At 57.2% G+C, this 25,716-nt stretch carries 22 protein-coding genes and 1 pseudogene; 14 read left to right on the forward strand and 9 right to left on the reverse strand.

Annotation, left to right across the window (positions count from 1 at the left end):
• Positions 1-25: 25 nt before the first annotated feature.
• Positions 26-949 carry a LysR family transcriptional regulator gene (locus tag CSR02_RS03990; RefSeq protein WP_099540651.1) on the reverse strand — a complete coding sequence of 308 codons (924 nt, stop codon included), beginning with the start codon at positions 947-949 and terminating at the stop codon, positions 26-28.
• A gap of 159 nt (positions 950-1,108) precedes the next feature.
• On the opposite strand from CSR02_RS03990, the gene CSR02_RS03995 reads away from it, so the two are divergent.
• The 3 genes from CSR02_RS03995 to CSR02_RS04005 all read left to right on the forward strand — a co-directional run bounded on the left by CSR02_RS03995 (position 1,109) and on the right by CSR02_RS04005 (position 4,994).
• Entirely contained in the window at positions 1,109-1,882 is a 774-nt protein-coding gene (locus CSR02_RS03995; protein WP_099540652.1) for an SDR family oxidoreductase, read from the forward strand.
• 217 nt (positions 1,883-2,099) lie between these two features.
• Positions 2,100-4,352 (forward strand): TonB-dependent receptor, encoded by a 2,253-nt coding sequence (locus CSR02_RS04000; RefSeq protein WP_099540653.1) that lies wholly within the window; start codon positions 2,100-2,102, stop codon positions 4,350-4,352.
• Positions 4,353-4,481: 129 nt separating this feature from the next.
• Complete coding sequence (locus CSR02_RS04005; protein ID WP_099540654.1) at positions 4,482-4,994, forward strand: hypothetical protein; 513 nt, start codon at positions 4,482-4,484, stop codon at positions 4,992-4,994.
• Between the two features lie 115 nt (positions 4,995-5,109).
• Here the strand turns inward: CSR02_RS04005 and CSR02_RS04010 are convergent, their stop codons facing one another.
• Complete coding sequence (locus CSR02_RS04010) at positions 5,110-5,634, reverse strand: DUF1269 domain-containing protein (RefSeq protein ID WP_042787015.1); 525 nt, start codon at positions 5,632-5,634, stop codon at positions 5,110-5,112.
• Between the two features lie 378 nt (positions 5,635-6,012).
• Here CSR02_RS04010 and CSR02_RS04015 point away from each other — a divergent pair, with 378 nt between their 5' ends.
• The 3 genes from CSR02_RS04015 (at position 6,013) to CSR02_RS04025 (ending at position 8,687) form a co-directional block, all read left to right on the forward strand.
• On the forward strand, positions 6,013-6,480 hold the full coding sequence (locus tag CSR02_RS04015) for a hypothetical protein (RefSeq protein WP_183172583.1): 468 nt from the start codon (positions 6,013-6,015) through the stop codon (positions 6,478-6,480).
• Positions 6,481-6,677: 197 nt separating this feature from the next.
• Positions 6,678-7,100 (forward strand): hypothetical protein, encoded by a 423-nt coding sequence (locus CSR02_RS04020; RefSeq protein ID WP_042787176.1) that lies wholly within the window; start codon positions 6,678-6,680, stop codon positions 7,098-7,100.
• Between the two features lie 141 nt (positions 7,101-7,241).
• On the forward strand, positions 7,242-8,687 hold the full coding sequence (locus CSR02_RS04025; protein ID WP_099540655.1) for a hypothetical protein: 1,446 nt from the start codon (positions 7,242-7,244) through the stop codon (positions 8,685-8,687).
• 3 nt (positions 8,688-8,690) lie between these two features.
• Here the strand turns inward: CSR02_RS04025 and CSR02_RS04030 are convergent, their stop codons facing one another.
• On the reverse strand, positions 8,691-9,293 hold the full coding sequence (locus CSR02_RS04030) for a histidine phosphatase family protein (protein WP_042787018.1): 603 nt from the start codon (positions 9,291-9,293) through the stop codon (positions 8,691-8,693).
• Between the two features lie 12 nt (positions 9,294-9,305).
• Positions 9,306-10,238: a ribose-phosphate pyrophosphokinase gene (locus CSR02_RS04035; RefSeq protein WP_026019222.1), complete on the reverse strand. Its 933-nt coding sequence runs from the start codon at positions 10,236-10,238 to the stop codon at positions 9,306-9,308.
• Between the two features lie 153 nt (positions 10,239-10,391).
• Here CSR02_RS04035 and CSR02_RS04040 point away from each other — a divergent pair, with 153 nt between their 5' ends.
• From CSR02_RS04040 to CSR02_RS04065, 6 genes and pseudogenes are all read left to right on the forward strand, one after another.
• Entirely contained in the window at positions 10,392-11,393 is a 1,002-nt protein-coding gene (locus CSR02_RS04040; RefSeq protein ID WP_244176768.1) for an ABC transporter permease, read from the forward strand.
• A 170-nt stretch (positions 11,394-11,563) separates the two neighbouring features.
• Positions 11,564-12,205 (forward strand): annotated as a pseudogene (locus CSR02_RS04045) (ABC transporter ATP-binding protein); the annotation flags it as partial.
• Between the two features lie 146 nt (positions 12,206-12,351).
• The gene (locus CSR02_RS04050) at positions 12,352-13,848 is read left to right on the forward strand and encodes an MATE family efflux transporter (RefSeq protein WP_099540656.1); all 1,497 of its coding nucleotides are present in this window, start codon (positions 12,352-12,354) and stop codon (positions 13,846-13,848) included.
• On the forward strand, positions 13,841-14,050 hold the full coding sequence (locus CSR02_RS04055; protein WP_003625103.1) for a hypothetical protein: 210 nt from the start codon (positions 13,841-13,843) through the stop codon (positions 14,048-14,050). The genes CSR02_RS04050 and CSR02_RS04055 overlap by 8 nt, the downstream gene beginning before the upstream one ends.
• A gap of 13 nt (positions 14,051-14,063) precedes the next feature.
• Complete coding sequence (locus CSR02_RS04060; RefSeq protein WP_099540657.1) at positions 14,064-14,642, forward strand: YqaA family protein; 579 nt, start codon at positions 14,064-14,066, stop codon at positions 14,640-14,642.
• 134 nt (positions 14,643-14,776) lie between these two features.
• Positions 14,777-15,784: an SDR family oxidoreductase gene (locus CSR02_RS04065; protein ID WP_099540658.1), complete on the forward strand. Its 1,008-nt coding sequence runs from the start codon at positions 14,777-14,779 to the stop codon at positions 15,782-15,784.
• A gap of 63 nt (positions 15,785-15,847) precedes the next feature.
• Here the strand turns inward: CSR02_RS04065 and CSR02_RS04070 are convergent, their stop codons facing one another.
• The 3 genes from CSR02_RS04070 to CSR02_RS04080 all read right to left on the reverse strand — a co-directional run bounded on the left by CSR02_RS04070 (position 15,848) and on the right by CSR02_RS04080 (position 19,103).
• Positions 15,848-16,243 (reverse strand): hypothetical protein, encoded by a 396-nt coding sequence (locus tag CSR02_RS04070; RefSeq protein ID WP_042787023.1) that lies wholly within the window; start codon positions 16,241-16,243, stop codon positions 15,848-15,850.
• Positions 16,244-16,338: 95 nt separating this feature from the next.
• Positions 16,339-17,244, reverse strand: coding sequence for a 4-(cytidine 5'-diphospho)-2-C-methyl-D-erythritol kinase (locus CSR02_RS04075; RefSeq protein ID WP_099540659.1), 906 nt, complete (start codon positions 17,242-17,244; stop codon positions 16,339-16,341).
• Positions 17,241-19,103 carry a tetratricopeptide repeat protein gene (locus CSR02_RS04080; protein ID WP_099540660.1) on the reverse strand — a complete coding sequence of 621 codons (1,863 nt, stop codon included), beginning with the start codon at positions 19,101-19,103 and terminating at the stop codon, positions 17,241-17,243. The genes CSR02_RS04075 and CSR02_RS04080 overlap by 4 nt, the downstream gene beginning before the upstream one ends.
• A 156-nt stretch (positions 19,104-19,259) precedes the next feature.
• On the opposite strand from CSR02_RS04080, the gene CSR02_RS04085 reads away from it, so the two are divergent.
• Together CSR02_RS04085 and CSR02_RS04090 are read left to right on the forward strand one after the other, a co-directional pair.
• Entirely contained in the window at positions 19,260-20,099 is an 840-nt protein-coding gene (locus tag CSR02_RS04085) for a uracil-DNA glycosylase (protein WP_099540661.1), read from the forward strand.
• A 224-nt stretch (positions 20,100-20,323) separates the two neighbouring features.
• Complete coding sequence (locus CSR02_RS04090; protein ID WP_099540662.1) at positions 20,324-22,294, forward strand: lytic transglycosylase domain-containing protein; 1,971 nt, start codon at positions 20,324-20,326, stop codon at positions 22,292-22,294.
• 145 nt (positions 22,295-22,439) lie between these two features.
• On the opposite strand, the gene CSR02_RS04095 is transcribed toward CSR02_RS04090, so the two are convergent.
• Both CSR02_RS04095 and hpnH read right to left on the reverse strand, forming a co-directional pair.
• Positions 22,440-23,822, reverse strand: a complete 1,383-nt coding sequence (locus CSR02_RS04095) for a hemolysin family protein (protein ID WP_095045828.1) — start codon at positions 23,820-23,822, stop codon at positions 22,440-22,442.
• 160 nt (positions 23,823-23,982) lie between these two features.
• Positions 23,983-25,194 (reverse strand): adenosyl-hopene transferase HpnH, encoded by a 1,212-nt coding sequence (hpnH, locus tag CSR02_RS04100; RefSeq protein WP_042787028.1) that lies wholly within the window; start codon positions 25,192-25,194, stop codon positions 23,983-23,985.
• Positions 25,195-25,716: the final 522 nt, after the last annotated feature.

The following is a 25,716-nucleotide window of genomic DNA, read 5'->3' on the forward strand; positions in this document are numbered from 1 at the left end:
AACATTCGCACAAAACACACCCGCTTTATGCAGCGGATAAGCCCGGGTGCAACACCTGCTGACGCACCAGTGCCTCCAGCCAAGCAGCAAACACCTGCACCCGCATGGAAAGATGCCGCCTGTGCGGATAAAGCAGCGCCATGGGCAAAGGGGCGGCACGCCATTTGGGCAGTATTTCCACCAATTGGCCCGTTTGCAGGCAGGCGCGCACATCATAGGCGGGTATCTGTATCACCCCCAGCCCCGCTAATGTACAGGCAATTAAGGCTTCTGCACTGTTGACCGTAACACGGCCGGGCACATCCAACGTGTGGGTCTGGCCGTTTTCCTCCCACTCCCAGTGTTCTACCCGGCCATTTTGTGGTGAGGCATAACGCACGGCTGCGTGCCCATGCAGCAGATCTGCCGGGCATTGGGGTGTGCCGTGCTGCTTAAGATATATGGGGCTGGCCACGTTTATAAGTTCAAGCTCCCCCATGCGGCGGGCAATCAGCCCGGAATCCTGCAAGGGGCCAACGCGCAGCACGCAATCCAACCCATCTTCCACCAAATTCACGGCCCTGTCCGTTACCCCCATCTCGACCGAAAGGCCGGGATATGCTGCCAGAAAATCGGGCAAGGCTGGGGCCACAATCAGCCGCCCGATGCGGCCGGGCATATTTACACGCAGCACACCTTGCACGGCGGCCTCGTTCTGGCGGAACAGATTTTCAGCTTCCTCTACATCCGCCACAAGGCGCAGGCAGTGCTCATAAAACGCTGCGCCATCTGGCGTGGGGGTAACTGTGCGTGTTGTGCGCGTAAGCAAACGTGCCCCCACGCGGCTTTCAAGCTGCTGCACGGCGGCGGATACGCTGGAACGCGGCATGCCCAGTGTTTCTGCCGCATGGGTAAAACTGGCGGCCTCTACCACACGGGCAAAAATGCGAAAAAGATCTATCCTATCCATGCGCGTTAGCCTTTTGGGCTGCCACCTGCATTGTTCGGGAAATCTGGCAAGTGTTGTCAGAACAGGCAGCTTTATCCGCCTACTGTAGCTGATACGGTGGCAAGAGAAAACGGGAGCCACATCCATTCGGCCCCCGATACATGCAAGGGAGCACCCAACATGGTAGACCACAGCCTTAAAGGCAAAACCGTTCTGATAGCCGGTGGGGCCAAAAATCTGGGCGGGCTGATTGCGCGGGATCTGGCAGAACATGGCGCAAAGGCCATTGCCATCCATTACCATAGCGCGGCCAGCAAGGCGGAAGCCGATGCCACAGTGGCCGCTGTAAAAGCGGCAGGCGCGCAGGCTGAGGCTTTTCAGGCAGACCTCACACAGCCGGGTGCTGTTGCCAAACTGTTTGCAGATGCAAAAACCGCTTTTGGTGCACCAGACATTGCCATTAACACCGTGGGCAAAGTGCTGAAAAAGCCGATTGCAGACACCACGGATGAAGAATTTGATGCCATGTTCACCATCAACACCAAGGTGGCGTATCAGTTCATCCGTGAAGCCGGAAAACATCTGGCCGATAATGGCAAGCTGCTTACACTGGTGACATCTCTGCTAGGCGCGTACACACCGTTCTATTCCACCTATGCGGGTTCCAAGGCTGCGGTGGAGCACTTCACCCGTGCGGCCTCCAAGGAATACGGCGCGCGTGGCATTTCTGTTAACGCCATTGGCCCCGGCCCTATGGATACGCCGTTCTTTTACGGGCAGGAAAGTGCAGATGCCGTGGCCTACCACAAAACCGCTGCCGCACTTTCTCCCTTTAGCAAAACAGGGCTGACAGACATTGAAGATATTGCACCCTATGTGCGCTTTATTGTTTCTGAAGGCTGGTGGATGACAGGCCAGACCATTCTGGTAAACGGCGGTTACACTACAAAATAAAACCGGCTTTGTGCCCGTTGCGGCACACCGCCATGTGCAAGGGGGCCACGTGCAAAGCGTGGCCCCTTTTTTGTGCCCTGCCCCAGATGCAAAGCTGTTGCGCGCGTGCAACAGCCCACAGAAAGCTGAGCAAACAGGGCTCATTCCTGTTGTAATGTTATAGTGTTACATAATACATGCTGCGCCTCCACCACACTCAACCAAGGCAGCGCACAGCATGATGGTTCGATCAGCCGCTCTTCTTCTCTGCTCCACTGTTTTTACTGCTCTGGGCAGCAGCATGGCCCTGGCTGAAACCACCACGACCACCTCCACAACAGAAACGCAGAAGAAAAAGCCCACTGAAACAAAGCCGCAAACCGTAAAAGTGATTGCGCATGACAAAAACGATGCCGAGCAGGTGATTGTCACCGCGCATCTGGACCGCATGCGTTCAGAACTTTCGCCCTCCACCGGGGCCACGGTGCACAAGTTCAGCCGGCAGGCGCTGGAAACCATTCCCGGTGGTGATAACGCACCGCTTAATCAGGTACTGCTGCAAGCCCCCGGTGTAGCGCAGGACAGCTACGGCCAGATCCATGTGCGTGGTGACCATAACGAGGTGCAGTTCCGGCTGGATGGCGTGCAGTTGCCGGAGGGGCTGAGCGTGTTCGGGCAAGCGTTGATGACACGCTTTGCAGATAACATGTCCCTCACCACTGGGGCATTGCCCAGCCAGTTCGGGTTTTTGCAGGCGGCTGTGGTGGATATCAACACCAAGAACGGCACCACCAATTCTGGCGGCAATCTCTCACTTTACGGCGGGGCGCGGGATTACTTCTTCCCTTCCCTGCAATATGGTTTTCATAAAGGGAAGTGGGATTTCTTTGCCACGGCAGATTATGTGCATGACCGCACGGGCATTGAAAATACAACATCCTCCTTCAACGCCATCCATGATTTGAGCGAGCAGTATCACTTTCTGGGCCATCTGCGGTACACGGCGGATGAAGATACGCGTATCAGCTTTATTGCCGGTGTTTCCAACGCAGAATACCAGTTGCCCAACAACCCCGGCCAGCAAACCCAGTTTGCCATGCCCGCCTATTCTGGCAGCGATCTGGCGCAGCAGTTGAATGGTAGCGTGGACAGTGCGCATCTGGATGAACACCAAAAGCAGATTACAGATTTTGCCATTCTGGCGTTGCAGAAAGAGATGGGAGACTTCAGCCTGCAAAGCTCCGCGTTCTCCCGCTACAGCAGCCTGCGCTATTCGCCCGACTGGCTGGGAGATCTGGTTTACAACGGTATTGCGCAGCAGGCCGCGCGCTCGGTGTTTTCCATGGGCACGCAGCATGACGTCACATGGCGTGCTGCAAAAGATCACACCGTGCGCTTTGGTTTTCAGCTTTTTGTAGAACGCAACACCTCCAAATCCCTCTCCCGCGTGTTTGGGCAGGAAGGTGAGGATGCAGATGGCAACGCCACCTTTGGCACCACGCCCCTGAGCATTTACGATGGTAGCGGCAAAACCGGCACGGTGTACGGCCTGTATGCGCAGGATGAATGGCGGCCGCTGAACAACCTGACCATCAATTACGGCCTACGCTTTGATGGGGTGAGCGAATACACGGCGGAAAAACAGGTAAGCCCACGCCTGAACATTGTGTGGAAGCCGTGGAAAGGCGGTGTCATTCACGCCGGATATTCACGCTACTTTACGCCCCCGCCGTTTGAGGTTGTCAGTTCTTCCTCGCTGTACAAATTTGCAGGCACCAGTGCCGCGCCCTCCGTTTACCAGAACAACAAGGTGCGGGCCGAGCGCGACCATTACTTTGATGCCGGTATTGAACAAACCATTCTGCCGGGCTGGCGTGTCTCGTTCGATGCCTATTACAAGCTGGCGCACAACCTGATTGATGAAGGCCAGTTTGGTGCGCCCATCATCCTCAGCGGCTTTAACTATCGCCGTGGGCAGGTGAACGGGTATGAGGTCAGCACCTCTTATGATCGTGGCCCGCTTTCTCTGTACGGCAACTTTGCGTGGTCTCGCGCCATTGGCAAGGATATTACCAGCGCGCAGTTTAACATGAGCCCGGATGATCTGGCTTACATTCAGCACCGCTGGATCCATCTGGACCATGACCAGCGTTGGACGGCCTCTGCCGGAGCGGCGTATTCCTTCTTCCACAAAACGCGCTTTCCGCTGCGGTTGTCTGCCACCATGGTGTATGGCAGCGGGCTGCGGGCCGATGGCCTTGTGCCCAACGGGGTGGCGCTTACGCCCTATGCTACCGTCAACTTCTCTGCCGTGGAAACCATCCACAATACATTTGGCAGCGCATGGCCGGGGGATACGCAGTTCCGCATAGATGTGATCAATCTGGGAGACCACACCTACAAGCTGCGTGATGGTTCCGGCATTGGCGTGGGGGCCCCGCAATATGGGCTGCGCCGCACCATTCTGGGCGGGATTTCCCAAGGTTTCTAACCACGTTACCGGCTGTGGCGCTGCCCACGCGCCACAGCCCCCACATGGGCATGGATTGATTTTACCGGCATTTTAGCCCAGAAAACGGCTCCAATACGAGGATATCCAGCCCGTGGAGGAACCAGACCAATGGATATGACATGGGGCAACTTTCAGGCCATTGTTCAGCTTTCCGCCGGGTTGAATGTTGCTATTTTAAGCTTTGTGGATATCAGCCTGCCCGCCATTCAGGAACGGCGGAAGGTTTTTGCCAAGGCCCGGCAGGAGCTGGAGATCCACCGCAAGAACCCCCACAAACGCACAGATGCCGAAAAAGCAGACCACGCTGAAAACGTGGGAGACATTGACCGCCGCCTGTTTGACCTGTGGCGAGAAACCGCCGCCTTTGAACTGGTGGAAGATTCCCTTATGCGGCTTACAGGTGTTTCCGGCTTTATTGGCGCGGTACTGAGCCTGACTTTACTGTGGTATTCTGCCCTGCATTATGATGAAAAAATCTACCTGACAGGCCAGTTGCTGACTGCGGCCTCGTTCCTCTCACTGGCGGCGGCATTTATTATCAACTGGATTACCGCCACGCGCGCCGCAAAATATACCCAGCGCTGCAACTGCCTGCGGCAGGAAATGGGCAAACGGCTGTGAACTTTTTTCTTCCTGTGCGTTAAGATACTAAAAAACCCCCGGTGTGCTTCTGCCACCGGGGGTTTTTTATGCACAAAGTGCAGGCTGTTGCCTAAAGTGTGGCTCTGGCCTTGGCTTACGCCGCAGCAACCTGCCCCAGAGCAGCCTTAAGCTTTTCTTCTGCTTCGGGGGAAAGAGAGGTTTGCAGGATACGGGCATGGCCCTTGAACTGGCTGAGATCGGCCAGCACTTTTTCCGGCTGAGATTTGCGCACCAGAATGAACAGTGCAGACGTATTGGGCGGGATGGTGTCGCTCAGCTGTTTGATGAAACCATCATCAATCCCGTAATCAGAGAACTTGCCAGACAGCGCACCAGCACCCGCGCCCACGGCGCTGCCAATTAAAAAACCGGCCAGCGGGTTCAGGCACAACAGGCCCACCAGCGCACCCCAGAAACCGCCGGAAAGCAGGCCCCAGGAAGCCCCGGCTTTTTCAAGGTTTACGCTCTGGTGCAGGTGCACCTTGCCCTGTGCGTCCCGCGTTACAACCACGGCATCTTCCAGATCCAGCAGATATTCCTTCTGCAAGGCGCGGCATTCTGTCAGCACCTTGGCGGCATCATCAACGTGGTCAAAACCCAGAACAATCAGATCAGACATTCAAATCGGCTCCCTGCTTTATATCTCTCATGCCATCCGGCCCTGTGGCAAAATGACATGTACAGTATGTATGTAGTCTGAGCAGGATATGGGAAGCCCACCACACACATGCCAGTGGGCAAGAGCATGCAAGCATCAGAAAAATACAGAATGGACATTATAAAGTATTTGCATGACAGGCCCGAATAACCGCGCCCTACCGCGCCAATACAGGCATAGCATGTGCAAACTCACACTGTTGCGATAATGCGTACCAATATTGTCCTGTTAGATCACGAAACTTCACAAATCATGCAGGTTTTTCGATAACAAACCAATATTTTCTGCATAACAGACCGGCAGACAAGGCCCTTGCCGCATATCCGGGCCAGTTCGATAGTGAGTTCCATCAAACTTGTTCACAAAGGAGGTTCACCCATGAACACACTGCGCAAAGCGGCCCTTGCTGCCGTATGTGGCCTGGCTTTGGCGGCCGGGGTTGCACCTGCCCATGCTGCCAATGTTGGCGTGGCTTCTGTGCCAGAAGCACCAGTTGGCCCCGGCCCCACGGTAGATAATGCATCTGTCGGCAACATTGCCGGGCTTATGTACTACTGCTACGCCCACAACATTGATGATGACACAACGGTGCGCTCACTTGGCCGTTCCCTTGCAAAACGCAGCGATGTGAAAAGTGATGCCGCATACCCCGCCGGTGGGGCAGGGCAGCTGATGGTTGGCCCCGGCCAGATGATTGACCTGAACACGGTGGATGACAAAGACATCCGCACCGCAACCTGTGCCCATGCCGCACAGCGTGGCATTGAGCTGGATGATGGCACCTTTATGCTGCCGTTCCAGGACTAAAAACAGCATAGGGCGGCCCATCCGCCCGGCATTGCCACTGTTTGCATGGTTTACCTCCGCCAAGGTGGCACATGCCCTGTTTGTAAAAACCGCCTCAGATTTTGGGGGCGGTTTTTTTATTTTTTCAACACATGGAAACTCTGTTGGCCTGCGCCCCGTTGGCAGTATGCACCCCTTTTACATTACGGGAGGTTTTCATGACATTCCTGAACTCCGTCTCCAACGCCATTTCTTCTGTGGGCGATTTTGTAACAGCCGCATGGTTTAACAAATCTGGCCTGCTTACCGCCCTAAACGAAGTGCTCGGCCCCGTGCCCACCCCAGAGCAGCCCAGTAAGCTGGAACAACGGGCAGAGGCCATGGGCATGCTTTCCACCATCCGGCGCTGGCAGACCGCGCCCCACAGCCCGCCAGCATCGGAAGCGGAAGTGCGTGGCTTTTTTCTACAGGAAGAACTGGACTGGTTTTCTGAACAGACAGGGCTTTCCGATACCGCCACCTTGCATATCATCCGCAGGCTTTTACCCCGTTGCGTGCGGTTGCGTGCACTGCATGATCCTGCCCTTTTCCCACAGAAAAGAAGCCCCATTTCCACGCAGGAAAACACACCCGCCGTATGATACATTTGTTATATTCACCACGCATGGCGGAGCTTGCCAACCGGCTTATCCGCCATGTTTTTTAGAAAATTATTTAAACTGTTTTCCCTTTACTTCCTTTTCTCTGCATGAATATCCACTCCTTCCAGGACGGAGAGGATAATGTCCAATTTACAAAAGATTTTAGAAAATAAGGTTTTTATATTTATTACAGTTTTATGCAGCATCATTTACGTTTTTTCTTATCTTATTCTGCCTTTTTCAACGGCTGATACAACCTTTTACGCCCTTATTGGCCAAAGCCTGCTGCAAAACCATATTCTCCCCTACCAATACGTGTTCGATCATAAACCCTTTGGTGTTTATGTGGTTTACGGCGCGTGGGATATGCTTACAGCCCCTCTGCCCACGGGCAAATTTACCGTTCTGGCTTTGCTTTCCTGTGCGGCATTTGCGGCCATGGCACGCAGTATCTGGCATACACGCTGGTTATGGGTTTTTGCTGCGCTGGTGTTGCTGGGCACACCGTTTGAAATTCTGGCCGGAAATACGGAATCCATCCTTATCACCACAGCGCTGGCTGTTATCTGGCTTACCCGCCAGGGCACATACAGCGCCACGGCGCATACAGGCCGCGCAATGGCCTTTTTGCTGGCAGGTGGGGCAGCCTTTGGCCTGACAGTTAATATAAACTATCTGGAAGGCATCTGCCTGTTTTTGCCTGTCTGTTTTTTATTGCTGGCCCATACACGCCCGCTTTTTAACACAGCCCTTTTTGCCCTTGGCACATGTGGCGGTGTGGCGCTTTTATTTTCCCCCTATCTGATACAGGGGCACCATGCGCTGGCAGATTACTTTACGCAGCAGCATGATTTTTTACATGCCTACAGCGCCAAATTTTCAAAACGCGTTAAGGCTGTTTTGCTGCTTGTGGCCTATCTGGCCATTTTCTCCCCCATACTCGCCAAATGGTTTGGGCAGAAATCCATACTCAAAACTGCGCCTTCGCCAGATAACACCTTGCTGACATTATGGTTTGTTTCATCCGTGCCGGCGGCTCTTTTGTCCGGGCATCCGTTCAGCCATTATTCCGGGCTGTGGTTTGCACCCGTTACCATTATGCTGGCCCTTCTTGTGCAGCAAAAACAGCGTTTTTCAGCTTGGGCGTGCGCGCCACTTGCAGCTGTTGTGATGCTCAGCGGCGTGGAGGAAATCCATAAAAACCTCAAAAACGCCCTTAACTTCAAACATATTGATTACGCGCATTTTTCAGATTTGGTGGGGCAGCAAAAGGTGCTGAACATCCGCACATCACATACCCATTTTTACATGGCGCATCTGCAAAGCTTTGATCGCTATCTTTTTCAGGATCACATAGATATTGTTTACGGCAAGAACGCCACGCAACATTATCTGCAAGACCTGATGGCGCATCCTGCCTTTGTTCTGTTGCCTTATGCAGGGTGTGCAACGGGTGTGGTGGAACAGCCTATATGCGCCTATATCCAGCACCATTATCAGCAGGTTTATGCGGTACGGATTGGCAAGGCGGCCAGCAAAAAAAAGCAGAACCGCCTTTCCTTTGAACTCTACAAACGTATGGACTAACGCTTACGCGCCTGTCAGTTCCCGCAGTTTCCAATGGTTGCCAGCCTCTGGCTCCAGACTCAGCGGAATGGCGTTGGGCAGGCGCACATTGGCGGGTAGAGACATGGCAGACCGCAGGGCACGAAACAGCGCCCCATGTGCCACAATCAAAGGCCGACCGGGGGCCTGTGTGGCACGGTTTACGGCATCTGTGGCGCGCTGACGCAGGGCGGCAAATGTTTCTCCACCGGGTGGCGTATAGTTACCGGCAATCCAGTCATTATACCAATTGCCAATCGGCTCGCCTTCCTGCTCCCCAAAGCAGACTTCCTCCAGCCCCACATCTATATCCAGCGGCAGGGCTGGCAGGCCGTGCGTAATAAGCGCGTCACGCACAATGGTGGCTGTGCGCAAGGCGCGCTCCAGCGGGGAACACACAATGCGCGTAACCCCGTTTTGGCCTGCATCCCGCAAGGCCACCTCAAGCATCTTTCCCGCCGCCACAGCCTGGTCAATGCCGGTTTCATTCAGCGGCACATCCGTGCGCCCCTGAGAAAGACCAGCCCGGTTCCAGTCTGTCTGGCCGTGGCGCAAATACCAGTATGGGCGGGGGAAAAGCGTGCTCATGGGGCCTCTGGATCAGTCAAACAGGGAGGAAACGGAGCTTTCATCCGCCACGGCATGGATGGCGCGCGCCAGCAGGCCAGAAATGGTGATCTGGCGGATATTGCGTGCGGCCATAACCTGCTCTGTAGCGCGAATACTGTCTGTCAGCGTCAGCATTTCGATAGGCGAATCGGCAATGCGTTCCACGGCGTGTCCTGTCAGCACACCATGCGTTACGTATGCGCCCACAGATGCAGCACCCTGCTCGGCAATGGCGCGGGCGGCATTGCACAGTGAACCACCGCTATCCACAATATCATCTACCAGCAGGCAGTGGCGGCCGCGCACATCACCAATCACGTTCATCACTTCGGAAACGCCTGCGCGTTCACGCCGCTTGTCAATAATGGCCAGATCCGTGTTCAGGCGCTGGGCCAGCTGGCGGGCACGCACCACGCCCCCTACATCGGGGGAGACAATCATTAAATCGCGGTCCCCGTAATGGGAGCGGATATCGCGCACAAACAAGGGCGCGGCGTACAGATTGTCCACCGGAATATCAAAAAAGCCCTGAATCTGCATGGCGTGCAGGTCCAGTGTCAGCACGCGGCTGGCGCCCGCTTCCACCAACAGATTCGCCACCAGTTTGGCGCTAATGGGCGTGCGCGGGCCAGATTTACGATCCTGCCGGGCATACCCAAAATAGGGCATAACGGCTGTAATACGCTTGGCCGAACCACGGCGCAGCGCGTCCAGCATAATCAGCAGTTCCATCAGGTTATCATTGGTGGGGGTGCAGGTGCTCTGGATAACGAACACGTCCTCACCACGTACATTTTCGTGGATTTCTACAAACACCTCCATGTCCGCAAAGCGGCGCACGGTGGCGTTGCAGAGGGGGAGGTTCAGCTCCGCGGCAACGGCTTCGGCAAGTGGGAGGTTGCTGTTACAGGCGACGATTTTCATGACAAGGACGTTTCCCGGCCTTAGGTGTGAAACGAAAAAAGGGCTCTCCGGCGGGCCGGGTGTAGCAACCACAGGGCCTGTTGTCATCTGTGCGGAGTGTTTTCCTGCCAATCGTTGCGCAAATGGCGCGTTCTGCCGGGCAGGCAAAGCCGCGTGATAATAACTGATAATAACAGCAGAAAACGCAGGCCAACCTTGCACAAACAGGCAGGGTTCTCTATCGCGTTAAACACCATGAGCAGCACGCCCACCTTGCCGGATACGCAGGAAGAACGCGCCACAAAAAAACAGCCCCCTCTTGCGGCTGCGCCGCAGCACGCCCCACAGCCAGAGGGCCAGCCTGTGCTACACTTGGTGCCAGAGCGGGGTTTTTCCTATTTTGTGCATGCCGCCCAGGATTTTGCGCGCGGTTTCCGCCATGCCAACCTAGGGCTGACACTGGCCTGGCTGGATATTCGGCTGCGGTATCGGGGGTCCATTTTAGGGCCGTTCTGGCTTACGGCCACCACGGCCATTATGGTGGCAGCCATGGGCGTGCTGTATGCGTATCTGCTCAACACAGATGTGCACACCTATCTGCCCTTTCTTACCCTTTCCCTTGTGTTATGGGGATTTGTAAGCGGCACTATGCAGGAAGGCTGCGGCACCTTTACCGGGGCGGCGCGGCTTATTCATGCGGCCCGCATGCCGTATTCCCTGCACGTGCTGCGCGTGGCTGTGCGCAACATTCTGGTGTTTGCACATAACATTCCTGTAGTGGCGGGGGTGTTCTTGTGGTTCCACGTTGCCCCCAAATGGACATGGACTCTCCTGCCTGCCACGGGCCTGTGGTTGGTGGACTGTTTTTTTGCCGTGCTTTTGCTGGGCATTCTGGGCGCACGCTTTAGGGATGTGCCCCCCATTATCGCCAGCCTGACGCAGGTGATGTTCTTTGTGACACCCATTTTGTGGTCTCCCCAGTTGATGACAACCGGGCAGGCATGGCTGCTGCTGGACCCCTTCTTTCCGCTGATTGAAATTTTGCGCGCGCCCTTTACGGGGGACGTGATGCAAACTGCCATATGGCCTGCGGCCCTTGGGTGGTCTGCCGTGCTAATTGTTGCAACCTTCTGCCTGTTCGCCCGTATGCGCACACGGCTGGCATACTGGGTGTAAGGCGCATGACGGATATTGCGGTTGAAAACCTGCAAATCACCTTTCCGCTGTATCATGGCAATGCCCGTAGCCTGCGCAAATCACTCAGCAAAACGCTGGGCCGCACGCTCAATACCCGCTTCATGCATGATAACCGAGACCGCGTGGTGGTGCAGGCGCTTAAGGGTGTCAGCTTCACCCTGCAACCGGGGGACAGGTTGGGCCTTGTAGGCGGCAACGGCGCTGGCAAAACCACGCTGTTGCGCGCACTGGCCGGTATTTATGAACCCGTAGGCGGCAGCGTTACGGTGCGCGGCAGCATTGGCACATTGCTGGACCCCGAACTGGGCATGAACATGGACCTGACCGGGCGGGAGAACATTCGCCTCCGTGGCATGTTTTCTGGCCTGAGCAAGGAACAGACCGCGCAGGTTGAAGCAGATGTGGAAAACTTTGCCTCCCTTGGCGCTTTTATGGACCTGCCCGTAAACACCTACAGTTCAGGCATGATGGTGCGCCTTTCCTTTGGGCTTGCCACGGCTATCATGCCCGATGTGCTGCTGATGGATGAATGGTTTATGGCGGGGGATGCCTCCTTCCGTGATCGGGCACGCGCACGGCTTGAAAACCTTGTCTCCCGTGCTGATATTCTGGTGCTCTCCAGCCATATGGCAGATGTGATGGCTGACTGGTGCAACCGCCTGATCTGGCTGGATCAAGGGCAAGTAAGGATGGATGGCCCTACCGAGCAGGTGCTGGAAGCCTATCTGGGCCGCCCACTGGAACGTAAGGCGGATGAAAAAGCCCCGGCAGATCCCTCACCAGCTCCCTAAATCTGGCTAAACATTCTATAAGATGGGCTTGCACGCCTTTCAGGGCAGATGTTCCGTGTTCTCCCTGTTCGCAGGGGGCATAAGTCATGACATACTGATCAGCGCATCGGCCCCTGCACGCACAGCACAGCCCACACGGAGCATGAATGAACCGGCCCTCCCCGCCTGGCGGACGTCACAAGGCCTGCTTTACCACTGGCAGCATCATGCGCCACGTGCTGGTTATGGCTGGCACCGGGGCCATTGGCCTTATGGCGGTGTTTGCGGTGGATATGCTCAACATGGTGTATATCAGCCATCTGGGGAACACGGCACTTACAGCCGCCATTGGCTTTGCCGGGGCCGTTATTGGCTTGCAGATTGCCGTTTCCATCGGGTTGACCATTGGTATAAGTGCCGCCACCGCGCGTGAAATTGGTGCAGGCCGCGCGCACGAGGCCAGAGGCATTGCATCTTCCGCCCTTACTGTCATGATCGGGCTGGCCACGGTGCTGGGTGTGGGCACCATGATATTTGCTCACCCCATTCTGGAACTGTTTGGCGCACGCGGTGAGGCCCTAAGCAACGCCACCACATTTTTGCGCACTGTAAGTCCTGCTTTGCCCCTTATTTGTGCGGGCATGGGGGCTTCTTCCCTTATGCGTGTGGTGGGCGATGCCAAGGGCTCCATGCACATTACGCTTATGGGGGCCGTGGTGGCAGCTGTGCTGGACCCTCTGTTTATTTTCGGGCTGCATGAAGGGCTTATGGGGGCTGCCATCAGCACCGTGCTTTCCCGCGCAGTGGTGGCCACAGCCGGCATCCGTGGCGCCTTGCGGCACGATATGCTGACCATGCCGCAGGCCCACCGTATTCTGCCCGATACAAAGCGCGTGGCTACGGTAGCCTGCCCGGCCATTCTTACCAATCTGGCCACACCTGTTGGGGGTGTTTACGTTACGCAGGCCATGGCCCGCTTTGGCTTGGCAGCTGTAGCCGGGCAGGCCTCTATTGAGCGGACGGTGCCCGTGCTGTTTGCGCTGGTGTTTGCACTCACCGGCTCAGTCGGCCCCATTATGGGGCAGAACCTTGGGGCGGGCCTGTGTGATCGTGTGCGCGAAACCCTGCGCGCAGCCCTTAAATTGGTGCTTTTGAGCGTGGGGGCCACGTGGGTTTTCCTGTTCTGTGTGCAAAACGGGGTTGTGGCCATGTATGACGCGCAAGGGGATGCCGCAGCCCTTATCCACCTATTCTGCACCTGGACAATCGGCAGCTACCTGTTTGTAGGCATGCTGTTTGTGGCCAACGCTGCCTTTAATAACCTTGGTTTTCCGCTGTATTCCACCGCCTTTAACTGGGGGCGGGCCACGCTGGGCACCATTCCATTTGTCATGATGGGCGCACGCTTTGGCCCGATGGGCGTGCAGGCCGTACAGGCGCTGGGGGCTGTTGTGTTTGGCTCGCTCGCGGTCTTGACGGCGTTCCGTGTGACACAAACATTAGAAGTCTCTCCCGCACAGCATCCTCTGGCAGCGGGAGTGCGGAGCAGCACGCCGGTTTCCGATGTTCCCACCACCAGCGCAGAAGCTGCAATGGCAGAACTGGACGAACTGGAGAGTGCCTCTGATTTGTGTGAGGAAGACAGGAAGACAACCCATGTCTAAGCTGACAACTGAAGAACGCAACGCCCTGCCCGATGATGCCTTTGCCCTGCCCGGCCGCCGTTACCCCATACCCGATGCCACCCACGCGCGTGATGCGCTGGCCCGTGCGAGCGAAATGCTGCACCGGGGTAACCTCACGCAGGAAGAATATGATACCATCCACGCCAAGGCGGAGGATGTTCTGCGCCGTGAACGGATGTAGTTTTTAAACCCATATGCTAAACCGCCTTTATGCCCGCGTTTTGCGGCACGCTGCCAGCCCCTACGCACCTTTATGGCTGGCGGCGCTGGCTTTTGCAGAAGCCAGCTTTTTTCCCCTTCCGCCAGAAACGCTGCTGGTGCCCATGGTGCTGGCGCACAGGCAAAAGGCATGGGTTTATGCCGCCATCTGCACCATTGCCAGTGTGGCCGGGGGCCTGCTGGGCTGGCTGATTGGCGCGGCTTTGCTGGATACGGTGGCCCGCCCGATTGTGCATTTTTACCATGCCGAGGGCACGCTGCTGACCTTGCAGGAAAAATTCCGCCAATGGGGGGTGTGGATTATTCTGTTCAAGGGGCTTACGCCCATCCCCTATAAGTTTGTGACTATTGCCAGCGGCATGGCGCATTTTGCCATTCTGCCTTTTATGCTGGCCAGTCTGGTAACACGCGGCGTGCGGTTTATGCTGGTGGCTGGGCTTTTGTGGCGCTTTGGGGCCCCTATTCAGGATTTTCTGGAAAAACGCCTGCCACTGGTGGCCGGGGCTTTTGCCGTAGTGTTTTTAGGCGGCATTATTGCGCTGAAATATCTGTAAATCTGGCACCTGCATTCAGGCCCACGCGGGGCAGAACCTCTGCCCTGTGGCTTGTGCCCTGCCCGATTGCGGCGCAAAATGGCGGCCAGATTTTGAACGTCTTGCTTGACTGATAACCGGGAGAAAAAACGCGGATGCCAACCCAGATAGCTGTGATTACAGGCGCAGGCGCCGGTATTGGCCGCGCGGCGGCACGTGCGCTGGGCCGCGCCGGGTTTGATATTGCCCTGCTGGGCCGCAATGAAGACCGGCTGAAGGAAACGGCAGAAAATCTGGCCAAGCACTCTGTGCGGTCATTGGTGATTCCGCTGGATGTGTCTGATGCCAAAGCCGTGCAGGATGCGGCGGAGCGTATTGAAACAGAACTTGGCCCCATTTCAGTATGGGCCAACTGCGCCGGGGCCACGGTGGTTGGGCAAGTGGCTGCCCTTTCTGCCGATGATATTCGCCGTGCTACGGAAGTCACCTATCTGGGTAGCGTAAACGGCACATTGGCAGCACTTGGCGTTATGCGCCGGCGCGGGCAAGGGGCCATTATCAATCTGGATCTGGCCCCCAACCTGCGCGGGATGCCGCTTCAGGCTGCTGAAAATGGCGCACGTTCCGCCCTGCGTGGCTTTTGTGAAAGCCTACGGCCCGAACTGCTGCACGATGCCGATAATATCCGCGTGGTCATGGTGGATCTGCCCGCCATCAACACCCCTCATTATGGATGGACACGCAACCTGACAGGCAAGCGCTTAAAACCCGTTGGCCCGGTGTATGAACCCGAAGTGGCGGCAGAAGCCATTTGCCGTGCGGCCTTTAGCACCAGCCGCTCTATTTCCATTGGGGCCACCAACAGCTTTGCCGCCCTATGGCACATGGTTGCCCCCGGCTGCCGTGAGGCCCGGTTGGCAGAAAAAGGCTACAAGGCCCAGATGGAGCATGATTGGGCAGAAGGCCCGCAGCCGGATGATTTGTATAAACCGGTTTCCGGCTCCTTTGGGGCACAAGGGCCGTTTGATGAACATTCCCGCAGGCTGGATAGCCCGCTCACCTTTTTTGTTTCCAGCAATTTGCGGGCCAGTATTTTTGGCGCACTTACCGCCATGGGCTTAACCGCCCTGATCACGCATATTCGCAACTGCCGCAAATCCTGAAAAACCTTTTTTGCCCCGTGTCGTGTTCTGCTGCACGGGGCAAAAAAGCAAATCGGCTGCGTATCAGTTCAAACGCCCACGCGCTGCGCCCTGTTGCTGGCGCATCTGCTGGTGCATTTGTAGCCCGTGCATCAGCCGGTCTGCATCTGCGGGAGGCAGCACAAGCCCTACCGGGCCAAAAGCCGGATGTTGAAAGGCCAGAACAGATCCATCCGTGCTGGCTTCTGGCTGGAGCGCCCATTTTGTGCGCGTAACAGGTGCAAAAGTGGCGCCTTCTATGGTTGGCAGCTCCCTGCCTTCCAGCATGGTTTCACGGCACTGGCCCAAAACCTGTATCAGGCGTGTCACGTCTTCTAATGAAAGTGCAATATCCACAGCAGGCTGATTGTCCTGCTCCAGTACTTTCATATGAATTTCTGTACGATCTTCTGAAAGAGACAAATCAAGTTTGGAAGACATGGAACCCTCCTGCGCCTTGCTATACCTAAAGCAGGCTTGCGCCCTTTTTGGCCAGCCCAAAATTTAACAGTCACGCCATGGGGCAGCAAAGCCCCTTAAACCAGACCTCCGCCCCAAACCCACCATGCGGCATGTGCATCCGCCAGTCTGTCTGCGGCTTCACGCGCGGCTTCTACGGTAGGGAATACACCAAAACATGTGGCGCCAGAGCCGCTCATACGGGCCAACTGGCAATCTGGCTGGGCGGCAATATCAGCCAGCACGCGGCCAATGGGGGCGCATACGCTGCATGCCGGAGCTTCCAGACTGTTTTCCTGCGCCTTTAAGCTTTCCACCATAGCCGCACTATTGGGCCAACTTTGTGGCAAATCCGCCCGGGGCACAAAATCCCCTGTTCTTTTACGAAACACTTCTGGGGTAGAAACAGCCTGCCCGCAATTCACCAGCACAAGGCCACACTCCGGCAAACGTGGTGCAGGGGTTAGGGTTTCCCCAATTCCTTCCATCCGCACGGTCTGGCTCAGCAGGCATACGGGCACATCCGCCCCCAGTGTTTCCGCCACACGGAACAGAGTGGGTTCATCCACCTGCGCATTCCATGCCCGGTTCAGCAAGCGCAGGGCGGCTGCGGCATCTGCCGAGCCCCCGCCAATGCCAGAGGCCACAGGCAGGTTTTTTTCCAGCACAAGGCAGCCACCCCGCACATGGGCCTGTGGGCCGGCCAGATCACGCAGTACAGCGGCGGCCTTCATAACCAGATTATTCGGGCCAGCGGCATCTGCCCCAAGGGCACGGCCAAAACGGCCTTCCAGCTTAAGGTGCAGGGGTTCTGGCCCCGGCGCGTAAGTTAGCACATCACCCGCACCGGCAAACACCACAAGGCTGTCCAGCAAATGGTATCCATCTGGCCGGCGGCCTGTCACATGTAAATATAGGTTGATTTTTGCAGGTGCGATTTCTGTCAGGGTTGTGGTGGAAACATCCAGAACATCAACTGTCATGGCGTATGTGTTCCTTTATCCTGCGGCGCGGCTTTGGCGGGGGCGGCCTGATCTGCCTTTTTTACATCTGGCTCCACACCAGCGCGCTTGAGTGCGGCACGTATCAAGACTTCATCCGAGGGAATGGGGTGCAGCCCCAAAGCCACGTTCCATTGGTCTATGGCCTCGGTCTTGCGGCCCAGCCGCCAGTAAACCTCGCCCAGATGATAATTCACTTCCGGGTCTTCTGGCGTTTTTTCTGCGGCTTTTTCCAAAAGTTCCAGCGCTTCGTTCAGGTCTCCGCGTTCAGCCCGCACCCAGCCCAAACTGTCTGTAATGGCGGCATCATCGGGGGAAAGCTGGTGTGCCTTGCGCAAAAGTTTTTCTGCTTCGGGCAAGTTTTCATGCCGTTCCACCATGGAATAGCCCAAAAAGTTCAGCAACATGGATTCGTCTGGTGCATAGGCCAGTGCGGCACGGGCATCATCCCGCGCGTGGGGCCAATCTCCCATTTCGTGGTACACCATGGCGCGCAGGAAAAGCAGCGTCCAGTCCACATCCTTCTGGGCGGTGGCAAGGTCTATGGCCTTGGTATAGGCGTCTATGGCGCCCTTCCAGTCTCTCTGCTGCACCAGTGCATTCCCCAAGGCGCGCTGGAGCAGAATCTGGTCTGGCTGCTGGGCCACCAACGGGCGAAGAAGGGTCACAGCTTCTGTTGCCTGATCCGGCGTGGAATCCAGCACCGCCAGCCGCAACCGCGCCACGGGGGACATGGGGTCCGACTGCGGCACGCGCAGCAATGTTTCACGCGCGGCGGCCCCGTGGTCTTCATCAATCTGAATTTCGGCCAGCATCAGGCGGGCTTCGGCCAATGTGGGGTCCATGGCCAAGGCAAAGCCCAGCATCAGGCGTGCGGCCTCGTTAAACTGGTAGAGGTTGGCGTCATTCCCCACCATGCCGCCAGTGGCTGCGGCCTGCTGGGCTTGCTCCCGCCCCTGCTGGCGCAGCAGAAACGCCGTGAGAATATAGGCCCGCGCAATGCCGCCACGTGCCGATGAAACCGGAAAGTGCGCAATGGTGGCCTGAAGCTGCGGGCCAGCCAGCAGCAGAACCGGATCATCCCCTTCCAGCTTGCGCAGCTCGGCGCGGGCTTTTTCCTTCTGCCCATGCTCCCACAACCATGCGGCATAGGAACGGGTGAGCAGCAAGTCCCCCCCCGGCATGATCTTGCGGGTTTCATCAAACAGCTGGCCTGCGCGATCTGTCTGGCCCGCCACCTGTGCAATCAAGGCGGCATGCAGCGTGTAAAACGGCACCAGCACAGATTTCTGAATATGCGTCAGGCTCTCCACGGCCTCATTCGCATGGCCCTGCGCCTGCTCACACCACGCCAGCAGCAGCGGCATAATAAGATGTGTTAGCGGGTCTGAGCGGGCCTGATGATAATAGGTCAGTGCCTCACCCCATTCTCCACGCACGGCGGCATCATTCCCCAGCACAAGGGCGGAAATCACACTTTGCGCGCCGGGCAGCTTATCCAGCTTGTGAGCCAGCGGTACGGCATCGGCATCACCCGCCATCACGCTGCGCACAAAAGCCTGTTTCAGCAGTTCCATATTGTCCGGGTCTGCCGCTGCGGCTTGGCGGAAAGACCGCGCGGCCTGCAGGTCATCCCCCCGGCGCACGGCAATCACGGCGCTGAGAAACGCGCCCGAATCGACATGCCCAACAGGTGCATGCACCACTGCGGCATCTGCCTTGGGCGTGGTCCCTTTAAGGGCTGCGCCAGCTGTATCTGGCTGGGCCGCATACAGCGGAGAAGCCAGCACAGTGGCGGAAAGCAACATGAAAACCGTAGGCAGAAGGCGACAAAACAGCATAAGAACCCTATCTACAGGATACGGTGGCAACCGGGCAGGCCGCCCACGGATGCCCCGCCCCTTCTGGCAGAGCGGAAAGGAACGACATGAACGACTGGTTTTGTCTAACGCGCCCGCGCCAAACCACCAAACCGTCCGTTTTATGATACGGTTTATATGATGGATGCTGCGCTGTCTCTCCTGCGCCTTTATACAGAATGGGGCGTGGATGTTGCTGTAACCGATACCCCGGCAGATCACCGGCACGCTGGGGCTGGGCTTGTACTGCCGCCATTGCACGGCAAAACAGCCCCCAAAACCTTACCAAAACAGCCTGAAACCGGCAGAACGCCTCAACCTGCTGCCCCCATTCTACCGTCCCAGCAGCCCGCCCCGGCCAGCTTTGCAGATATAGTGGAACAGGCGCAGCACCTTGCAGCTGCGGCCAGCACGCCAGAGGCGCTGTTTGAAGCAATGGATTCTTTCACGGCATGCCCCTTGCGCGGTGCTGCCATGCACACCCTTATGCCATCCGGCCCCCAACACGCCCCCTTGATGCTGATTGGGGAAGCCCCGGACGAGGATGAGGAAAGAAGCGGGCATGTTTTTGCGGGCATGTGTGGCGCCATGCTGGATGCCATGCTGGCCCCGCTGCCGCTGGAGCGCAGCCAACTGGCTCTTGCCACCGCCCTGCCGTGGCGGCCTGCCGGGGGCACCATGCCCACAGACATGGACCAACGCATCTGCCGCCCCTTTCTGGAACGGGCCATTACCCTGTTTGCACCACGCCGCGTGCTGTTGTGTGGGCGGCTACCCGCACGCATGCTGCTTGGCAAAACAACGGATCTGCCACGCCGCACCTGGCAAGACATTACTCTGCCCGGCCTGCCACCCCTGCCTGTTATGGTCATGCGCCATCCGCTCCAGCTTCGGGCCAGCGCCGCCGCGCGGCGGGATATATGGAACACCCTCATGACAGTGATGGACACCTTGCGCCAAGACAGCACAAGCATGTAATCGGCACGTGCATGTAAGCAAAAAAGCCGCACCAGATGTTACAGAATATGCCCCCAAGAAATACATGGCATAAACCGTGGGAATACCTGCCAAAATCTTGCAAATTGTTCCCGTTTGACCAGCATTTCATCACACGGGATGCAACAATTTTTGAAGAACCTTTCCTTTTTCTTACAGACAGGAAACTTGCCTTTTGCGCTGGAAGGGCCTAGACCCCGCCAGCCATGCGAGCGATAGGTCAAATTCCTCATCAGATCGCGGCAAAGGCCATTCTGGCTGGTGCCGCCCTTTTGGCCAGCGCTTCCGTCGTTGTGACGAGAGCCCATGCCAAGCCCCCGGAAGCCGGGCCCGAACCGTACAGCGAAGAGCTGGCCATGGTTCTGCCACGCCAGGCTTTCCCTGAAGGTGATGATGTTACACTTCCCAAACCTCTTCCTCCCGAAGTTGCCACCCAGGTGCGCGCCATCCTGCGCCTACAGCAGCAGGGGGCGTTCACAGAAGCCATCAGCAGCACCACGCATCTGACAGATGCCACACTGCTAGGTGAGCTCCAGGCAGACCGTTACCTGAACCCGAATTACCACCCCAACGCGACCGAGCTGCGGAACTGGCTGAAAAAATACACCAGCTATGCCGATGCACCGGCCATATGGGCACGCCTTGCTGCGTTGTCTGAACGGGGTGGCCCTTTGCCACCTGCCCCACCGGCAGACCATCTGGCCCCAGCCCATGCCGCCCTTGCCGCTGGCCCACTGGCGCAGGAATTCACCCGTAACCCCCTGCTGGACCGCACCTTGCGTGAACGCACCACATGGGGGCTGAAAGGCGTGCACAGTGCGCTGCACCTTATCAGCATTACACCGGGCATGACGCCCGCCTACGCGGCCCAGCTACAGGCAGAAACCGCACAGGCCATGCTGGTTTCGGGCGAAACGGATATGGCGCTGGATATTGGCCGCACGGCCGTAAACCTCTCGCGCGAGCGCAATGCGCTGGCCAGCTACATTACCGGGCTGGCCCTGTGGCAGAAGCAGGCTTACGCAGAGGCTATTCCGTTTTTTGAAAAAGCCTCCCACACGCCACGCGCCATGCCGGAAATGCGGGCCGCCTGCGCATTCTGGGCCGCCCGTGGGCATGAAAAAACCGGCAACGCCCATGCCCAGCATGTCTGGCTCCAGCATGCAGCGGCTTTTCCGCGCAGTTTCTACGGGCTGCTGGCCTACCGCATGCTGCGGCCAGATCCGGCAGACACCATTCATGCGGCCTCCAGCGCCCATATCCGCCCTGTTGGCTTTACACCGCTGGAAAACAGCCACATTCCGGATAACGGAGCTTCCTCCGCCCCGGTGCTGACAGAAATTGATATTGAAGCCGTAGGGGCAACAGAGGTCGGCCGCCGCGTGTTTGCCCTGCTCCAGGTTGGTGAGCCGGAAATGGCAGAAAACGCCATCCGCCGTGCATGGCCAGACCTGCGTGATGTCACGCTGGCCCGCGCCTTCCAGCTTGTAGCGCAAACAGCCGGGTTGCATGATCTGGCCACAGAAATGGCCGATGCCTTAAACACCCACGCCGCCACGGCACAGAACGCAGAGGATACACCCCTGCCTCTGCTGCGCCCCCGGCACGGCTTTACCATGGACCCCGCCCTTGTTTACGCGCTGGCCCGTGTGGAATCGAACTTTGACCCACGCGCCGTATCTGGCGCAGGTGCCCACGGCCTGATGCAGATCCGCCCGCTGACGGCAGATTTTGTGACCAGTGAGTCCCCCACCAATATCAACCACCACTTCGTGCATTCCGCCGAAGCCCTGCATGACCCCAGCATCAATCTGGAAATCGGGCAGCGCTATGTGCAGTATCTGGCCGGGCTTATTACGCGCCAAACCAGCCACACAGAGGCACGCGGGGGCGATATTATTCGCCTGTTGGCCAGCTACAACGCAGGGCCTTCCGCCCTTGCACATTGGGAAAGCGCAACTGGCCCGGCCGCCAATGATCCGCTGCTGTTTATGGAACTTCTGCCCAATACGGAAACGCGGGATTATGTGCACCACACCCTGGCCTATCTGTGGATGTATGCCGCCAAGATGAAGCTGCCTACACCTTCCCTGACAGCTTTGGCCCAAGGCACATGGCCAGACTTTGAGGATGAGAAGGCGCTGGCACATACGCTCAACACCCGCACCCTGCATTAAGGCGCTGCGGTAGAAAGCAAGCGGGCTTATTGCATACAAAAAAGGGGCGCAGCGTTAACCGGCTGCGCCCCTTTTTTATGGCCTGTAAGCAGGCTCGACCCGACCACATGAGGGCAAACCAAATGCCTGCCCCGTGTAAGCTCCTTTAGTTTTCTGCCAGAGGCTGCCTGCTGGCCCGCACGCGGGAAACACGGCGGCCTTCCATTTCCAGCACCTCAAACAGCCAGCCCTCGTAAGCTACCTTGTCCCCCACTGCTGGCACACGGCGCAACAGGGCCAGAATAAGGCCGCCCAGCGTATGGTAGCTGCCTTCTTCTGGCAGGGTTTTCAGGGCCAGTTGATCTTTCACTTCATCGGCGGATTCCGTGCCTTCCAGCATCAATACGGCATCGGGGGCCGGTTCTGTGTGCAGGCGGGTGAGTTTTTGGGGCTCGTGAGAGGTTTCACCCACAATGGCATCAAACAGATCAGACGCCGTTACAATCCCCTCAAACGCCCCATATTCATCAAACACAAAGGCCATGCCCAGCGGAATACTGCGCATGCGCTCCAGCATATCCAGTGCAGAAATACTGTCAGGCACCACCACCATCGGGCGCAGACCTGCCTCTATGGAGGCCGGCATGCCGTCTAGAACACGGTCCAGCATATCCTTGGCCAGAACCACGCCCACGGGGTTATCCACCCCGCCCTCGCACACCACAAGGCGGGCATAGGTGGTTTGCTTGAGTGCCTGCACCAGCGCATCACGCCCGGCATGGCGGTCTATCCACACCAGCTCGTTTCTGGGCGTCATGATGGCGCGTACGGGCCTGTCTGCCAGACGCAGCAGACGCTCGATCATGGTGCGTTCTTCATGCTCCAGAACGCCCAGACGCGCACCTTCGGCAATATAAGCTTTCAGTTCCTCTTCCGTCAGCGTCTGGTTAACGGCATCTGCCGCGCCCATCAGGCGCAGAACCACGTTGGAAGACTGACGCAGCAACCACACAACCGGGCGGGTGGCATTGGCCAGCAGTTCCAGCGGCATGGCCAGGCGGGCGGCCACTCTTTCTGGCTCACGCAGCGCCAGTTGCTTGGGCACAAGCTCACCCAGCACCAGCATAATGGCCGTTATCAGCACCACCACCACAATCATGGAAAGCTGGGGCGCAATGGGTTTAATGGCCGGAATACGCTCCAGCATGGGGGTAAGATGCGCTTCTATCTGCACCCCACCAAATGTGCCTTCCAGAATGGAAACAAGTGTCATACCCACTTGCACCGTGGGCAGGAAGATTTGCGGATCTTCCGCCAAGCGCATGGCGCGTTCTGCCCCACGTACGCCTTGCTCCTGCAACATGGCCAACCGGGGGATACGCACGGAAATAAGTGCAAGTTCCCCCATGGCGAACACGGCGTTCAGGAACACCAGAAAGAAAATGACAAGAATGGAAAGTGCCATGAAAAACGATATGCCCTCTGCATAGGGTACCCGCGCGGCGGGTTTCTGGCGGGCAGAATAGGGGATGATTCCCCCCAAAGCCACAGCCGGGCCATACCGGAACATATAGTGCAGCATGCGGCGGCAGTATGCCTGCCTTCCCCACAAAGCGGACCAATTCGGTATGTTTTAACGGTTCAAACCAAAAAAAGGCGACCCCGTGTGGGAACCGCCCTTTCTTGAAAAACCGATTCGGAAAGCCAGATCAGTCTGCCGCAGTAGCTTCCACAGCGGGTTTTGCTGCCGGGGTATCGTTTGCCCCTTCTGCGGTACGAATCACCTTTACGCGCGGTGCCTTGGCAGGCTTGCGTGCGGCAATGGCTTCCATCTGTTCTTCCACCTGTTTGGAGAACACGTACTGGGCCGGACGTTGGTTTGCCAGCGAGATTTCCGGGGCCATTGGCTTTTCTGTTTCCGGGCCAAACAGCGCCACTTTGGCAATGTGCCAAGGGCGGCGCACGGCATCCATCACAGCGGTGGATTCGTAACCGGAATGCACCATGCAGTCAGCGCATTTTTCGTAGTTACCGGTGCCGTAATCATCCCACTTCGTGTCGTCCATCAGCTCACGGAAGGACTTGGCATAGCCTTCACCCAGCAGATAGCACGGACGCTGCCAGCCAAACACGTTACGCAGCGGCTTGCCCCACGGCGTGCAGTGGTACTGCTCGTTCCCCGCCAGGAAGTTCAGGAACAGCGGAGACTGCGTAAACCGCCATTTGTGACCTTTGCCCAAACGGAAGATATCACGGAACAGCTGCTTGGTTTTCTGCCGGTTCAGGAAGTGTTCCTGATCCGGTGCGCGTTCGTAGGCATAACCCGGTGCGGTCATGATTCCGTCCACGCCCATTGCCATCACTTCATCAAAGAAATTGGCAACGCGCTGCGGGTCTGCGCCATCAAACAGGGTGCAGTTGATGGAAACACGGAAGCCGCGTTCCTTGGCTTTTTTAATGGCGGCCACGGCACGTTCATACACCCCATCCTGACAGACGGAGGAGTCGTGCATGGTTTTGTCACCATCCAGATGCACATCCCATGAGAAGAAGGGAGAGGGTTCGTACTCATCCATCTTCTTTTCAAGCAGCAGGGCATTTGTGCACAGATAGACGTATTTTTTACGCGCAATCAAACCGCGAATAATCTGCGGCATTTCCTTGTGCAGCAGCGGTTCACCGCCGGCCACAGCCACAACGGGCGCACCTGCCTCGGCATCCGCATCCATGCATTCCTGCATGGTCATGCGCTGGTTCAGAATAGCAGCCGGGTAGTCGATCTTCCCACAACCTGCACATGCCAGATTGCAGCGAAAAAGCGGCTCAAGCATCAGCACAAGCGGGTAACGCTTCCGCTTCTTGAGATGCTGTGTGACGACATATTTGCCGACCCTGACGGCCTGCATTATCGGTACGGCCATAAACCCCCGCTCCGGCGCATCACTTACGCCCGTATCGTGACTGGAAAGAACTTGGTCAGTTCAGTGTGTAACAAGAAACGCGGCCGTGCTACCCGCGACAAGTATTTCCGCCCTGAGCCATCAGGTGGTCAGACAGAATACTGAATACACGCGTTACCCGGCCACGCATGAAAGAAGATATTGGCCTGCATATATGTTGTGTGGTTTGTCAAGCTCAAGTGTTTTCACACTCCTGTTGCAAAAAGGCCACAATCGCCTGCTTGTTTTGTTTCAATACTTGCGTTCTTGCGTGAAACATTAAACCACATGCCATCGGATCGCGATGTCTGTCGGCATGCAAACGCGGCGTAAGACACACTTCGGGTTGCGTCATCCGCCCAGATACCAGACAGCAGCCCGCAACAAAAAGATGGAAACGATCGCATGGACAGTTCTCAGGACAAGAACGCGCCTTCACCGATTCCGACGTTAGGGCGTTTTCCTGCGCTGGACCGGGTTCAGTATCCTGCGGACCTGCGCAAC

The sequence above is a fragment of the Acetobacter pomorum genome, from assembly GCF_002738225.1.
Classification (GTDB): domain Bacteria; phylum Pseudomonadota; class Alphaproteobacteria; order Acetobacterales; family Acetobacteraceae; genus Acetobacter; species Acetobacter pomorum.